This is a genomic window from Neobacillus niacini, from assembly GCF_046591715.1.
Taxonomy (GTDB): Bacteria; Bacillota; Bacilli; order Bacillales; family Cytobacillaceae; genus Neobacillus; species Neobacillus niacini_L.
The window spans coordinates 197,861-212,277 of sequence record NZ_JAWVNQ010000003.1; the positions used below are offsets into that span (position 1 = coordinate 197,861).

General features: G+C 38.8%; 15 protein-coding genes. 14 read left to right on the forward strand and 1 reads right to left on the reverse strand.

Annotated features, from left to right (window positions below):
* Positions 1-11 precede the first annotated feature (11 nt).
* The 13 genes from accC to spo0A all read left to right on the forward strand — a co-directional run bounded on the left by accC (position 12) and on the right by spo0A (position 13,444).
* Positions 12-1,367 (forward strand): acetyl-CoA carboxylase biotin carboxylase subunit, encoded by a 1,356-nt coding sequence (gene accC / locus SFC47_RS10835; RefSeq protein WP_411254286.1) that lies wholly within the window; start codon positions 12-14, stop codon positions 1,365-1,367.
* Between the two features lie 16 nt (positions 1,368-1,383).
* Positions 1,384-1,791, forward strand: a complete 408-nt coding sequence (locus SFC47_RS10840) for an Asp23/Gls24 family envelope stress response protein (RefSeq protein WP_307194522.1) — start codon at positions 1,384-1,386, stop codon at positions 1,789-1,791.
* A 200-nt stretch (positions 1,792-1,991) separates the two neighbouring features.
* The gene (nusB, locus tag SFC47_RS10845) at positions 1,992-2,390 is read left to right on the forward strand and encodes a transcription antitermination factor NusB (protein WP_411254287.1); all 399 of its coding nucleotides are present in this window, start codon (positions 1,992-1,994) and stop codon (positions 2,388-2,390) included.
* A gap of 30 nt (positions 2,391-2,420) precedes the next feature.
* Positions 2,421-3,275: a bifunctional methylenetetrahydrofolate dehydrogenase/methenyltetrahydrofolate cyclohydrolase FolD gene (gene folD, locus SFC47_RS10850; protein ID WP_411254288.1), complete on the forward strand. Its 855-nt coding sequence runs from the start codon at positions 2,421-2,423 to the stop codon at positions 3,273-3,275.
* A 12-nt stretch (positions 3,276-3,287) separates the two neighbouring features.
* Entirely contained in the window at positions 3,288-4,643 is a 1,356-nt protein-coding gene (xseA, locus tag SFC47_RS10855) for an exodeoxyribonuclease VII large subunit (protein WP_411254289.1), read from the forward strand.
* Positions 4,636-4,869 (forward strand): exodeoxyribonuclease VII small subunit, encoded by a 234-nt coding sequence (locus SFC47_RS10860; protein ID WP_335458177.1) that lies wholly within the window; start codon positions 4,636-4,638, stop codon positions 4,867-4,869. Before xseA ends, SFC47_RS10860 begins: the two co-directional genes overlap by 8 nt.
* Positions 4,870-4,872: 3 nt before the next feature.
* On the forward strand, positions 4,873-5,766 hold the full coding sequence (locus SFC47_RS10865; protein ID WP_411254290.1) for a polyprenyl synthetase family protein: 894 nt from the start codon (positions 4,873-4,875) through the stop codon (positions 5,764-5,766).
* A 146-nt stretch (positions 5,767-5,912) separates the two neighbouring features.
* Positions 5,913-7,805, forward strand: a complete 1,893-nt coding sequence (dxs, locus tag SFC47_RS10870) for a 1-deoxy-D-xylulose-5-phosphate synthase (RefSeq protein WP_411254291.1) — start codon at positions 5,913-5,915, stop codon at positions 7,803-7,805.
* A gap of 3 nt (positions 7,806-7,808) precedes the next feature.
* Positions 7,809-8,648: a TlyA family RNA methyltransferase gene (locus SFC47_RS10875; protein ID WP_411254292.1), complete on the forward strand. Its 840-nt coding sequence runs from the start codon at positions 7,809-7,811 to the stop codon at positions 8,646-8,648.
* Positions 8,649-8,795: 147 nt separating this feature from the next.
* Positions 8,796-9,245 (forward strand): transcriptional regulator AhrC/ArgR, encoded by a 450-nt coding sequence (gene ahrC / locus SFC47_RS10880; protein WP_045517526.1) that lies wholly within the window; start codon positions 8,796-8,798, stop codon positions 9,243-9,245.
* 14 nt (positions 9,246-9,259) lie between these two features.
* Positions 9,260-10,960, forward strand: a complete 1,701-nt coding sequence (recN, locus tag SFC47_RS10885) for a DNA repair protein RecN (protein ID WP_411254293.1) — start codon at positions 9,260-9,262, stop codon at positions 10,958-10,960.
* A gap of 108 nt (positions 10,961-11,068) precedes the next feature.
* Entirely contained in the window at positions 11,069-12,358 is a 1,290-nt protein-coding gene (gene spoIVB, locus SFC47_RS10890; RefSeq protein ID WP_411254294.1) for a SpoIVB peptidase, read from the forward strand.
* 291 nt (positions 12,359-12,649) lie between these two features.
* On the forward strand, positions 12,650-13,444 hold the full coding sequence (gene spo0A, locus SFC47_RS10895; protein WP_411254295.1) for a sporulation transcription factor Spo0A: 795 nt from the start codon (positions 12,650-12,652) through the stop codon (positions 13,442-13,444).
* Between the two features lie 58 nt (positions 13,445-13,502).
* Here spo0A and SFC47_RS10900 read toward each other — a convergent pair whose 3' ends face one another.
* A complete protein-coding gene (locus SFC47_RS10900; protein ID WP_411254296.1) occupies positions 13,503-13,646 on the reverse strand; it encodes a YycC family protein in 144 nt (47 codons plus the stop codon).
* Positions 13,647-13,684: 38 nt separating this feature from the next.
* Here SFC47_RS10900 and SFC47_RS10905 point away from each other — a divergent pair, with 38 nt between their 5' ends.
* Complete coding sequence (locus tag SFC47_RS10905; protein WP_411254297.1) at positions 13,685-14,413, forward strand: glycerophosphodiester phosphodiesterase; 729 nt, start codon at positions 13,685-13,687, stop codon at positions 14,411-14,413.
* Positions 14,414-14,417: the final 4 nt, after the last annotated feature.

The window sequence follows — 14,417 nt, forward strand, 5'->3', positions numbered from 1 at the left end:
CGGGTAACAGGATGATAAAGAAACTGTTAATTGCAAATAGAGGAGAAATTGCTGTCAGAATCATTCGTGCTTGCAGGGAAATGGGCATTGAATCTGTTGCCGTATACTCCGAGGCCGACCGTGAAGCTCTGCATGTACAGCTTGCAGATGAAGCCTATTGCATTGGACCGACATTATCAAAAGATAGTTATCTTAATGTGACAAATTTAATTAGTGTAGCGAAATTAACTGCCTGTGATGCCATCCACCCTGGATATGGTTTCCTAGCCGAAAATGCAGATTTTGCTGAGCTATGCCGTGAATGTAATATTACCTTCGTGGGACCTAGTCCCGAGGCAATTACCAAAATGGGAACAAAAGATATTGCAAGGGAAACAATGCGTGAAGCAGGGGTTCCGATTGTACCAGGGTCAACGGGAATTATAAATGATATTGAAGAAGCACTTGAACTTGTAGAAAGAATTGAATACCCGGTAATCATTAAAGCAACAGCTGGCGGAGGCGGTAAAGGGATCCGTGTTGCAAAAAATGAACAGGAATTAATTAAGGGTATTAATATTACACAGCAAGAGGCTTTAACTGCTTTTGGTAATCCAGGAGTATACATAGAAAAGTATATTGAGGATTTCCGTCATGTTGAAATACAAGTACTGGCAGACTCCTATGGAAATACAGTTCATTTAGGAGAAAGGGACTGTTCCATTCAAAGGAGACTGCAAAAACTTCTCGAAGAGACCCCATCTCCAGCTTTAGATGGAGAAATTCGTGCCGAAATGGGAAATGCTGCAGTAAAAGCGGCAAAAGCAGTTGATTATTCAGGTGCAGGAACGGTAGAATTTATATATGACTACCGCAATCGTAAATTTTACTTTATGGAAATGAATACAAGGATCCAGGTGGAGCACCCAGTTACTGAAATGGTTACAGGTATTGATCTAATAAAGGAGCAAATTAAAGTTGCTTCTGGAGAAAAATTAACGGTTAATCAGCAGGATGTTACCTTTACAGGGTGGGCAATTGAATGTCGAATCAATGCGGAAAACCCGGAGAAGAACTTCATGCCTTCAGCAGGAAAAATTCATATGTACCTGCCTCCTGGCGGTTATGGTGTTCGGATTGATTCAGCTGCTTACCCAGGTTATACGATTCCGCCTTATTATGATTCTATGATTGCGAAGGTCATCACATATGGTAATAGCAGGGAAGAAGCAATCTCACGAATGAAACGTGCGTTAAGTGAATTTGTAATAGAGGGTATTCATACTACCATACCGTTCCATTTAAAATTGCTTGATCATGAAAAATTCGTAGAGGGACAGTTCAATACCAAGTTTCTTGAATTATATGATGTGATGAAATCTAACTAATCTGGAGGTGTACTTTATGAGCGAGTATAATGTACTGGAAATGAATCAAGGCAACAACGGCCACGGTAAAGTTGAAATTGCACCAGAAGTCATTGAAGTCATTGCAGGTATTGCTGCTTCCGAGGTCGAGGGAGTTGCACAAATGCGCGGGAATTTTGCAACAGGTGTAGTTGAACGACTTGGAAAGAAAAACCACGGTAAAGGTGTTAAGGTAGAACTATCGGAAGAGGGAATTACCGTTGACGTATACTGCTTAATGAAATTTGGAGTATCTATTCCAACTGTAGCAGGAAAAATACAAGATAACATTCGACAAGCATTACTAAACATGACAGCTCTCGAGGCTGAAGCAGTAAACATCCACGTAGTTGGAATCTCTTTCGAAACCCAAAAACCAGAACCAGAAGTAGAAGAAGAGATTTAAATGTTTGACCAAAGGAGAATTCCTTTGGTTTTTTCTTTTTTTACGGTTATTAGTATACTGCTTCTAGGTAAAAATAAGTTCTTACAGTGCGAATCAATTTTAGTTATGCTATTATCTTTTTATGTGCAAAACAAAAACAAGCAATGGTTGTATGAAATTAGACAAAAATTAATTATTTCTCTAAAGGAGTTAACGGTATAATGAAAAGAAGAACTGCTAGGGAAAAGGCGTTACAAGCTCTTTTTCAAATCGATGTAAGTAATACAGAGCCATCTTCTGCAATTGAACATGTTTTGGAGGGAGAGTCAGGAGATGACTATCTAACCAAGCTTGTACAAGGAGTGGTTGAACATAAAAATGAAATTGATCCATTAATCATAGAACACCTTGAAAAATGGACAATTGACCGTTTAGCAACGGTAGACAGGAACTTATTGAGGTTAGCTGTTTATGAATTAAAATACTTCCGAACTGAAACACCTGAAAATGTAATTTTAGATGAAGCGATTGAAATTGCCAAAATTTACGGTGATGAACAATCCAGCCGATTTATTAATGGTGTACTATCAAAAGTGAAACAGCAGCTAATCAGCGAATAAATAGATTACATACTACTGGAGGGGAACATAATGACTGCAACAATTATAGATGGTAAGGAAATAGCCGCAAAGAAAAAAGTAGAAATTGCTGAAGAAGTAATAAAACTAAGAGATAAAGGGGTTACACCAGGACTTGCTGTTATTCTTGTGGGGAACAATCATGCTTCCAGAACATATGTAACAAACAAAGAAAAGACTTGTAGAGAACTGGGGATGTACTCCGTATTAATTGAGCTGCCAGAAGAGACTTCACAGAATGAACTTCTGTTAAAAATCGAAGAATTGAATGAAGACCCAGCGATCCATGGGATACTCGTACAGCTGCCGCTTCCAAAGCATATTGACGAAATTAAAGTAATTGAAGCAATCTCACCTTTAAAAGATGTTGACGGCTTTCACCCGATAAATATCGGAAGAATGATGACTGGCCAGGATGCATTTTTACCTTGTACCCCATATGGAATCATGGTGCTCCTAGAAGAAACAGGTATCGATATTGCCGGCAAACATGTCGTTGTTGTCGGAAGAAGTAATATTGTTGGAAAGCCGGTTGGCCAGCTATTTCTTAACCAGCATGCAACTGTAACGTACTGTCATTCAAGGACAAAGGACCTCAAGGCACATACAACGCAAGCTGATATACTCGTGGCTGCTGTTGGCATTGCTAATTTCATAAAAGCAGATCATGTAAAAGATGGTGCTGTAGTTATTGATGTAGGGATAAACCGAAATGAAGCTGGGAAGCTCTGCGGAGATGTGGATTTCAATGAAGTCGTAGAAAAAGCAGGGTTTATTACCCCCGTTCCAAAAGGAGTAGGACCTATGACCATTACGATGCTCATGTATAACACGCTTAAATCAGCAAAAAATACGCTGCGGTCCTAAAAGGAGTTCGTAATGCAGGAAAAAAAGTATTTGTCAGTACTGGCTTTAACAAAATACATAAAAAGAAAATTTGATGCTGATCCCCATTTGCAGGATGTCCATGTGAGAGGTGAAATCTCAAACTTTAAACAGCATTCGAGCGGTCATATGTATTTTACCTTAAAGGATGAGAAAGCACGCATACTGGCTGTCATGTTCGCAAGGGAAACACGGACAATGAAGTTTTCTCCTGAAAACGGTATGAAGGTAGTTGTAAAAGGGGATATATCTGTTTATGAACCGAGCGGTCAATACCAAATATATATTAAAGAAATGCAGCCGGATGGAATTGGCGAGTTATTTTTAGCCTATGAACAATTGAAAAAAAGACTCGAAGCAGAAGGTTTATTTTCGATAGAACGGAAAAAATCTATACCGAGTTATCCGAAGACGGTAGGTGTGATTACTTCACCCACAGGAGCTGCAATAAGAGACATTATCACAACCATTAAAAGACGTTATCCGATAGCCAATATTCTAGTTTTACCAGCCCTCGTACAAGGTGGAAATGCCGCTCCTTCTATTGCTTCAGCGATTGAGAAAGCAAATAAGCTAGATGAGCTGGATGTGCTTATAGTAGGGCGGGGCGGCGGCTCAATCGAAGAATTATGGGCTTTTAATGAGGAAATAGTTGCTAGAGCTATCTTTCAATCGAATATCCCAATTATTTCAGCCGTAGGACACGAAACAGATTTTACAATTGCGGATTTTGTTGCAGATATGAGAGCACCAACGCCTACTGCTGCAGCTGAGTTAGCTGTACCGCAGATCGATGATTTAATGGAAAGACTGCTGCAGCGAAAAACCCGTATGCTCCAATCTATGAACAGCCTTTTCCGATATGAGAAGCAAAGATTAGTCAGAGCACAAAAATCCTATGCTTTTCGGTACCCGCAGCGTCTTTACGAACAGAAGCTCGAGCAGGTTGATAAATTAACAGAACTGCTTGTCAGGGGTGCCTCCAGATTGTCAGACGTCAAAAGGTCACAGCATCAAACTGTACACAATCGTCTGATACGAAACCATCCAAAGGTAGCTTTCTTAGATGCAGAGGGAAGGTTTGACCGGTCACAAAAAGATTTGAAACGAGCTATGGAGAAAATCCTATTAAAAAAACAAACTGAATTCGATAAGGTCATTTCAACGCTGCAAGCTTTAAGTCCGTTAAAAATAATGGAACGTGGATACAGCCTCGTTTACTCTAATGAAAATGAATTGATAAAAAGCATTAAACAAGTCAAAGAGAACGAACCACTTCAAATTCAATTAACAGATGGCAGCCTTCTCTGTAATGTACAGAATATAAAGGAGAGCGAGAACCGTGAGTAATGAACAAAAGATTTCCTTTGAGGAAGCGATGAATAAGCTTGAGCAAATTGTGGATAAGCTTGAAGAAGGAGATGTCCCTTTAGAAGAGGCGATTGTCTTTTATAAAGAAGGAATGGAACTGTCTAAGCTTTGTCATGATAAGTTAAAAAGTGTTGAGGAACAATTAACTCAGATTATTACGGAGGACGGACGTAAACAAAACTTTACGATTGAAGAGGAGGAGTAGGCTTTGGATACTAAAGTTCTAGATGCTTTTACACAAGAATATAAACAACTGCTTGAATCAGAGCTTCGAACCTTGGTGGAAAAGCTAAACGCACCTCCTAATATTAAAGAAGCCATGCATTATTCCCTTCGGGCTGGGGGCAAGAGAATTCGTCCGCTGTTAGTCTTTGCTACACTTGCGGCTTTTGGAAAAGATCCCAAAATGGGGCTGTTAGCAGCTTCAGCTATAGAAATGATCCACACTTATTCGTTAATACATGATGACTTGCCAAGTATGGATAACGATGACCTTAGAAGAGGCAAGCCGACGAACCATAAAGTGTTTGGAGAGGCTCTCGCAATTCTTGCTGGTGATGCTCTCTTAACCTACAGTTTCGAAGTAATCGGAAAAATACCAAACGAAATAGCTTCAAGTGAAACGAAACTTCAATTGGTCATCGAAATGGCGAAAGCTGCGGGAAGTGAAGGAATGGTAGGCGGCCAGGTAGCCGATATTGAGGGAGAAGGGAAATCCTTAACCATTGAAGAGCTGGAATATATTCATATTCATAAGACAGGTAAGCTCTTAAAATACAGCGTTATTGCTGGTGCTTTGTTAGGCGGGGCAAATCATGATCAACTTGAAAACCTTAAAGCATTTGCCCATCATCTTGGTCTTGCTTTCCAAATCCAGGATGACATTCTCGACTTAGAGGGAAACACAGAGCTGCTAGGTAAGCCTGTTGGCAGTGATACCACTAATCAGAAAAGCACCTATCCGCAGTTATTGTCTATGGAGGGTGCAAAAGAAGCGTTACAAAAGCAATTGGTGCTTTCAAAGCAATACTTAGAAGATACAGGACTAAATATACACCTGCTCAACGAAATTGCAGAACTTGTAGCATCAAGAGACCACTAAATAACTGGTATTTGAACAACAACGCAAATGTGTTATAATTGTTGTCAATGTAGAAATCGTTGTCAATGCCGTTACCACTAAAAGTGTTAGCGGCTATTTTTACTAGGTGAACTGATAGAAAAAGTATGAAAGCGAGTGGTCCAAACATGGATCTGTTATCAATAAAAGACCCTTCCTTTTTAAAAGGGATGTCAAATCAAGAATTGGAGGTTCTAAGTCAAGAGATACGCCGATTCTTGATTGAAAAGCTGTCTGTAACTGGAGGCCATATTGGACCGAATCTAGGTGTTGTCGAATTAACAATTGCATTACATAAATGTTTTGACAGCCCCAATGATAAATTCATTTGGGATGTAGGACATCAGTCCTATGTTCATAAAATACTTACAGGCAGAGCTTGTGAATTCGATACGCTGCGCCAATATAAAGGACTATGCGGCTTTCCTAAAAGGATTGAAAGTGAACATGATGTATGGGAAACCGGACATAGCTCAACTTCTCTTTCTGCCGCTATGGGAATGGTTATTGCCAGGGACTTGAAAAAAGAAAACTCCTATATTGTTCCTATCATTGGGGATGGTGCCCTAACTGGAGGAATGGCGTTAGAAGCATTGAACCATATTGGTCATGAAAAGAAAAATATGATTGTCATCCTAAACGATAACGAAATGTCAATTGCGCCTAATGTTGGTGCTCTTCATAATATTCTTGGCCAATTACGAACAGCTGGCAAGTATCAGTGGGTTAAAGATGAATTAGAATTGTTATTGAAAAAGGTTCCTGCGGTTGGCGGGAAACTCGCAGCAACTGCAGAACGAGTAAAGGACAGTCTTAAATATTTATTTGTTTCTGGCATGTTCTTTGAGGAAATGGGCTTCACCTATTTAGGACCAGTTGATGGGCATGATTATGAGGCTTTATTTGAAAATTTCCGTTATGCGAAAAAAACAGAAGGTCCAGTCCTTCTTCATGTCATCACAAAAAAAGGAAAAGGGTTCCATCCTGCTGAGAGCGATAAAAAAGGAACATGGCATGGTACTGGTCCATATAAAATGGATACGGGAGCCTTTGTTAAGTCTGATAAAGCACCACCAGCTTGGAGCAGCTTAGTAAGTGAAACTGTTCGCAAGCTTGCTCGTAATGATGAGCGGATTGTTGCAATTACACCAGCTATGCCTGTTGGTTCTAAACTAGAGGGGTTTGCCAGCGAATTCCCAGAGAGAATGTACGATGTTGGTATAGCTGAGCAGCATGCTGCTACTGTAGCTGCTGGATTAGCAACTCAAAATATGAAGCCATTTTTGGCAATCTATTCGACATTTTTGCAACGTGCCTATGATCAAGTAGTTCATGACATTTGCCGTCAGAACCTAAATGTTTTCATTGGAATTGACCGAGCTGGGTTAGTCGGAGCTGACGGTGAAACGCATCAGGGAGTATTTGATATTGCCTTCTTAAGACATGTACCTAATATCGTACTAATGATGCCTAAAGATGAAAATGAAGGGCAGCATATGGTTTATACGGCACTGAATTATGATGATGGACCAATTGCGATGAGATTCCCTCGAGGAAATGGTTTGGGTGTGCCAATGGATGAAAAATTAAAGAGTATTCCACTTGGAACTTGGGAGGTTCTAAAGGAAGGTGAAGATGGTGCAATCTTAACCTTTGGTACCACCATCCCAATGGCAATGAAGGCAGCAGAAGCATTAGAAAAACAAGGGATTTCTGTGAAAATAGTGAACGCCCGTTTCATTAAACCATTAGATGAAAAAATGCTTAGCGAGTTATTTAGAAAGAATATCCCTATACTAACCATTGAAGAAGCAGTTCTTCAGGGCGGATTTGGAAGTTCTGTATTAGAATACGCACACGAGCAAGGCTTCTACCAACAAGCAATCGACAGAATGGGGATCCCAGACCAATTTATTGAGCATGGTGATGTTGATTCACTGCTTGAGGAAATAGGGATGACTACTTCTGAGGTTGTTAAAAGAATGACGATACTTGCACGTAAAAAACAAAAAAGGGCATAAGTAATGAAGAACAAAGAACGTTTAGATGTTTTATTAGTTGAAAGAGGGTTAGCTGAAACAAGGGAAAAGGCAAAGCGGTCCATTATGGCGGGGCTGGTTTATACAAACGAGGAGCGCTTAGATAAACCTGGTGAGAAAGTAAAAGTAGATATTCCACTTACGATAAAAGGAAACGTTCTCCCATATGTCAGCCGTGGAGGTCTGAAGCTTGAGAAGGCGTTAAAGGTCTTTGATGTCACAGTCGAGGATAAAATCATGCTTGATATTGGTGCTTCTACGGGCGGATTTACGGATTGTGCTCTGCAAAATGGTGCAAAAATGTCCTATGCTTTAGATGTAGGTTATAATCAACTTGCGTGGAAGCTGCGACAGGATGAACGTGTAGTGGTAATGGAAAGAACCAACTTCCGCTATGTAACACCCCAGGACTTGGCAGGTGAAATGCCCAATTTTGCAACGATCGATGTGTCTTTTATCTCCTTAAAGTTAATCTTACCGGTTTTAAAGACACTTCTTGTTCCTGAAAGTGATATTGTTGCACTCGTAAAACCGCAATTTGAAGCGGGTCGTGAACAGGTTGGTAAAAAGGGCATTGTTCGTGACGAAAAGGTACATTTACAAGTAGTTAATAAAATTGTCGATTTTGCTCTTGAACAAGGATTTAATGCGGTTAATTTATCCTTTTCTCCAATCACAGGAGGGGACGGAAATATTGAATTTCTTCTTCACCTCAGATGGATGGGGGAACAGGAAAAAGGACAAAATCAATTACCTACTGAGCCTTCACAAATCGTGAAAGCCTCCCATCTAGAATTTAAATCAAAACAAGATGTTGAAGGATGAGCAGATGCTTATCCTTCTTTTTGATTTAACAAGTTTTTTCTCCTGAATAATCATTGTACATCCTAGGCAAAATGGGCTAACATATTGATATAAGCGACATTTTTGTACAAAATACTTAAATGTTCTAATGATTACGGGGTGAATGGTTTGAATAAAGGTCAACGTCATATCAAAATAAGAGAAATTATCACCAATAATGATATTGAAACACAGGATGAACTTGTGGATGAATTAAAAAGTGCAGGCTTTAATGTAACGCAAGCAACGGTTTCGAGGGATATTAAAGAACTGCACTTAGTCAAAGTTCCTTTGTTAGATGGACGATACAAATATAGCCTTCCTGCGGACCAGCGGTTTAATCCATTACAGAAACTAAAAAGATCATTAATGGATGCATTTGTTCGAATTGATTCTGCTGGACATTTACTGGTAATGAAATGTCTGCCTGGAAATGCTATGGCAATCGGTGCTTTACTTGATAACCTTGACTGGGAAGAAGTATTAGGAACCATCTGCGGGGACGATACGATTTTGATTATCTGCCGTACACCAGAAGATACAGAGACGATCACCAATCGGTTCCTGGACATGCTGTAATAGGGGGAAGGACCATGTTATCAGAATTATCGATTAAGAATTTTGCTATTATCGAGGCCCTCTCCATTTCGTTTGATAAAGGGTTGACGGTTTTAACTGGAGAAACTGGTGCAGGAAAATCCATCATTATTGATGCTATTCATCTGCTGGTAGGAGGCAGAGGCTCTCACGAGTTTGTTAGACATGGGGAAGAGAAAGCAGAAATAGAAGGTCTATTTCAAGTTGATGAGAACCATCCAGTTAATTTAAAGGCATTTGAGTTTGGAATAGAAATTGAAGAAGGTATGGTCGTTTTACGAAGGGATATTTCCCGGACCGGTAAAAGTGTCTGCAGAATAAATGGGAAGCTGGTGACCATCTCCACATTAAGGGAAGTGGGTTCTGCCTTGGTTGATATACATGGCCAGCATGAACATCAAGATTTAATGGATGAAAGCAGACATCTGCTCTTGCTTGACCAATTTGGGTATGAGGAAATATCACATTCGCAAACAGAATATCAAGAAGTGTTTCATCGCTATGAGCAAACCTCTCATAAGCTTAAGTCTTTAAGTGAGAATGAGCAGAAAACCGCACATCGACTAGATTTAATTCAATTTCAATTTGATGAAATTCAAAAGGCCAATTTAAAGCTTAATGAAGATGAGCAGCTTTTTGAAGAAAAAAGAAAGCTTGTTAATTTTGAACGGGTTTTCGATGCCGTTCAATCTAGTTACAATGCCCTTACTGGTGAACAAAAGGGGCTGGATTGGATTGGTATGGTAATGGGGAATCTCGAAGATGCTCAAAGTTTGGATTCCGCTTATAAAGACGTGTATGAGTCTGTCATGAATAGCTTTTATCAATTAGAGGATGCTTCACGAACGCTCAGAAATGAATTAGATGGATTAGAATATGATCCCGAGCGATTAAATGAGATTGAAGAAAGATTAAATGAAATTAACCAGTTAAAGCGGAAATACGGAAAAACAATCGAAGAAATTTTAGAATACGCTGCAAAAATTGAAGAAGAAATAGAAACTCTGCAAAATAAAGAAACACATATAGGACAATTAGAAAAACAATTAGCTTCCATTAAAAAGGATTTAAGCCTTGAAGCAAAACAGCTGACGGAGCACAGAAAGCACTGGGCTGGCAAGCTGACAAAACTAATTCATAATGAGTTGAAAGAACTCTATATGGCAAAAACAGTTTTTGAAATCCGTTTTGAATCCATTTTGCCGCACTTTACGAAAACTGGTGTGGATCATGTCGAGTTTTATATTTCAACGAATCCAGGAGAACCTTTAAAGCCATTATCAAAAATTGCCTCTGGCGGTGAGTTGTCAAGAATCATGCTGGCGCTAAAGAGTATTTTTTCGAAGCACCAAGGTGTTACCTCCATTATTTTTGATGAGGTAGATACTGGTGTCAGCGGCAGAGTTGCCCAATCAATAGCTGAGAAAATTTATAAAGTAGCTGTTGATTCACAGGTTTTATGTATTTCGCATTTGCCGCAGGTAGCTGCGATGGCAGACACACATTTGTTTATTTCGAAGGTAACAGAAGGCGGACGAACCAAAACTTCGGTCAGTCCACTCAGCATAGATGAAAAGATAAAGGAAATTGGTCGAATGATTTCCGGTGTAGAAATTACTGATTTAACGAAAAAACATGCTGAAGAATTGTTATTTTTAGCATCTGAAAACAAAAAAATTGAAAAGCTTCCCAATTAGGGGAGCTTTTTTATGTAGTCTCAGGTTATAAATGGCGCTCATGCAGGCAAAATTAAAGATGTAGCCATTTCGATGTAGAGTGAAACAGAAGCGAGGAGAGTGAAGATTTTGAAGTTAGAAATAATTAGAAAGATCATTGGTGGAATTCTCCTTGTTTCATTAATCAGCGTTCTTTATTTTCAGCCATTTCAGCGTTACCTTGATATACCAAAGGCCATAACAGTCTTTGAAGGACAAGATTATACTTTTCAAAAGGCTGTACCGGTATCAGCCTCTTTAGTATCTCTCAATTCAAATATCTCACTTGAACAAGATCAAAAAAATGTAACCTTAAAAGCAAATGATACGGGCAAAGAAGAAATGCTTCTAGAGTTTGCAGGTATTCCTGTTAAAAAGGTCGATGTACATGTTTTAAAGGATTTCAAAGTCACCCCAGGAGGACAATCCATTGGTGTTAAACTAAATACGGTTGGCGTATTGGTCGTAGGCCACCATTTAGTTAATACGGAAGATGGAAAAAAATCACCCGGCGAAATAGCAGGAATAAAAATTGGTGACATTATTACTGAAATCAATGGAAACAAAATTGAAAAAATGACAGATGTGGCTCCCTTTGTACAAAATGCAGGGCAAAGCGGAAAAGCATTAGATATGGTTATCAGCAGAGAAAGCGGCAAGTTCACAACAAAACTAACTCCCCTTAAGGATAAGGGAGAGAACTCCTATAAGCTGGGATTGTATATTCGTGATTCAGCAGCAGGAATTGGAACCATGACATTTGTTCATCCAGAATCAAAAAAATATGGTGCGCTCGGGCATGTTATATCCGATATGGATACAAAAAAACCAATAGTAGTAGAAGATGGTCAAATTGTTCGTTCTACGGTTACATCGATTGAAAAAGGAAGTAACGGCGACCCAGGAGAAAAGCTTGCGCGATTCTCTTCAGATCGTGAAATAGTCGGAAACATCACAAAAAACAGTCCCTTTGGGATATTCGGAGTGTTAAATAAAGAATTAAAGAACGGAATTTTGGATAAGCCGCTTCCTATTGCCTTATCTCACCAAGTAAAGGAAGGACCGGCAAAAATTTTAACAGTGGTAAATGACGACAGGGTAGAAGAATTTGAAATTGAAATTGTCAGCACGATCCCGCAGAAATTTCCAGCAACAAAAGGCATGGTTTTAAAAGTAACCGATCCAAGGCTTTTGGAGAAAACGGGAGGAATCGTTCAGGGAATGAGCGGAAGTCCAATTATCCAAGATGGAAAGCTGATAGGTGCAGTTACCCATGTCTTTGTCAATGACCCAACCTCCGGTTACGGAGTACACATTGAATGGATGTTAAATGAAGCAGGAATTAACATATATGAAAAGCCAAAAGAAAAGGCTAGTTAAAACTAAAGTTTTCTAAAAACAAAATAGGCGAAATAGCCTATTTTGTTTTTTTTGCATACCATAAAGATTTTTCGACAAAACATTGGAAAAAATAAGCATATATGCAAATTTAGTCGAAAATTAAAGTAAAACAAAGAAAAGATGAGATTTTCTCACTATTTTAAGAAATATTAAAAAAACTAGAGGAATTTTAGTTGCATTGTCGAATTTCTAATTTAGAATAGAATTAAGAGAATAAAAAGCTAATGTTAAATAGAGATATGACCATTTGGACTTGAGGAGGATATAAAGGTGAAAAAGATTAAAGTTTGTGTCGTGGATGATAATAGGGAGTTAGTTGGATTATTAGAGGATTATATTTCTTCCCAAGATGATATGGAAATTGCGGGAATTGCTCATAATGGTCAGGATTGTTTGGATCTTCTTGAATCAACGGATACGGATGTACTCGTTTTAGATATTATTATGCCCCACCTGGATGGTTTAGCTGTTCTCGAGCGCCTAAGAGAGCTTAAAAAGGGTGCCATTCCAAATGTTATTATGTTAACAGCATTTGGACAAGAAGATGTTACAAAGAAGGCAGTGGAACTTGGTGCCTCATATTTTATATTAAAACCTTTTGATATGGAGAATTTAGGAAACCATATTCGCCAGGTAAGCGGTAAAAGCAGTCAGGTAAGCAGAAAGGCTCCGGCTGCAGGAAATTATCGTACACATACTGAAAATAAACCAAGAAATTTAGATGCCAGCATTACAAGTATAATTCATGAAATTGGGGTTCCAGCACACATCAAAGGATACCTGTACTTGCGCGAGGCTATTTCTATGGTTTATAACGATATTGAATTACTTGGATCGATTACAAAAGTGTTATACCCTGATATTGCAAAAAAATATAACACAACTGCAAGCCGGGTAGAACGTGCAATTCGACACGCGATTGAAGTGGCTTGGAGCCGTGGAAATATCGACTCCATTTCATCTTTATTCGGTTATACAGTCAGCATGTCTAAGGCTAAACCTACAAACTCAGAGTTTATCGCTATGGTTGCTGATAAGCTTCGTTTGGAGCATAAGGCTTCTTGAAAAGATCAATAATATAATGGAAAAGCCTTCATTTTTGGTAATGAAGGCTTTTTTTGTTCTAATCTCTTTTATTTTCTTTTTCTAGTTCCATTAATTTTTGAATAAGTATATGCTGAGGCATATGCATAAGCTGTTCTATCGGAACATTTAATTTTTCCGCAAGCTTAATGGCAGTTTCAGGTGATAATTGTAAAGGTCTCATTGTAATCCTCCATTTCAAATTAGTTAGGAAGTGAAAAAGTGACACAGATTTTCGCGCATCGAGGTTACTCTTTGGCTTTTGCTGAAAATACGATGAGTGCATTTATAGCTGCTGAAAAGGCAGGAGCAGACGGCTTAGAGCTGGATGTCCAATTAACGAAGGACGGTGAAGTCGTTGTCATACATGATGAAAAAGTTGATCGGACAACGACTGGTAAAGGGTTTGTAAAAGACTTGACCTATAAAGAAATTAGAAAATTTAATGCCGATAAAAAAGGTGTTAATAAAGAGCCAATTCCCTCTTTAAATGAAGTCCTTGAATGGATGCAGTCCAACCAACTCGTTTGTAACATTGAGTTAAAAAATAACCTTTTTCCGTATGAAGGAATGGAAGAAAAGGTAATTCAACTGGTTCGAAGATATAATTTGAGTCATCGGATTATCATCTCGTCTTTTAATCATTACAGTATTGTCTTAAGTTATCGATCTGCACCCGAAATCGAAACAGCTCCTCTTTTTAATGAACGTATTTATATGCCGTGGGTCTATGCCCAATCTATTCGTGCAAAGGGGATTCATCCGAAGTTAGCGTCAATAACAGATGAAATCATCCAAGGTGCCATTAAAAATGGAATTGCAGTCAGACCGTATACAGTTAATAAAGATTATGATATGCATAGGCTTTGTAAGCTTAACTGTACATCTATTATTACAGATGATCCAGTAAAAGCCCTAAAAATTAGGAAACAATATGAAAAGAGACCATAATGGC

Excerpts from the sequence above, each read along its gene's own strand:
- accC (WP_411254286.1), top strand. The coding sequence starts at position 12 with ATGATAAAGAAACTGTTAATTGCAAATAGAGGAGAAATTGCTGTCAGA.
- SFC47_RS10840 (WP_307194522.1), top strand. The coding sequence starts at position 1,384 with ATGAGCGAGTATAATGTACTGGAAATGAATCAAGGCAACAACGGCCAC.
- nusB (WP_411254287.1), top strand. The coding sequence starts at position 1,992 with ATGAAAAGAAGAACTGCTAGGGAAAAGGCGTTACAAGCTCTTTTTCAA.
- folD (WP_411254288.1), top strand. The coding sequence starts at position 2,421 with ATGACTGCAACAATTATAGATGGTAAGGAAATAGCCGCAAAGAAAAAA.
- xseA (WP_411254289.1), top strand. The coding sequence starts at position 3,288 with ATGCAGGAAAAAAAGTATTTGTCAGTACTGGCTTTAACAAAATACATA.
- dxs (WP_411254291.1), top strand. The coding sequence starts at position 5,913 with ATGGATCTGTTATCAATAAAAGACCCTTCCTTTTTAAAAGGGATGTCA.
- SFC47_RS10875 (WP_411254292.1), top strand. The coding sequence starts at position 7,809 with ATGAAGAACAAAGAACGTTTAGATGTTTTATTAGTTGAAAGAGGGTTA.
- recN (WP_411254293.1), top strand. The coding sequence starts at position 9,260 with ATGTTATCAGAATTATCGATTAAGAATTTTGCTATTATCGAGGCCCTC.
- SFC47_RS10900 (WP_411254296.1), bottom strand. The coding sequence starts at position 13,646 with ATGAGACCTTTACAATTATCACCTGAAACTGCCATTAAGCTTGCGGAA.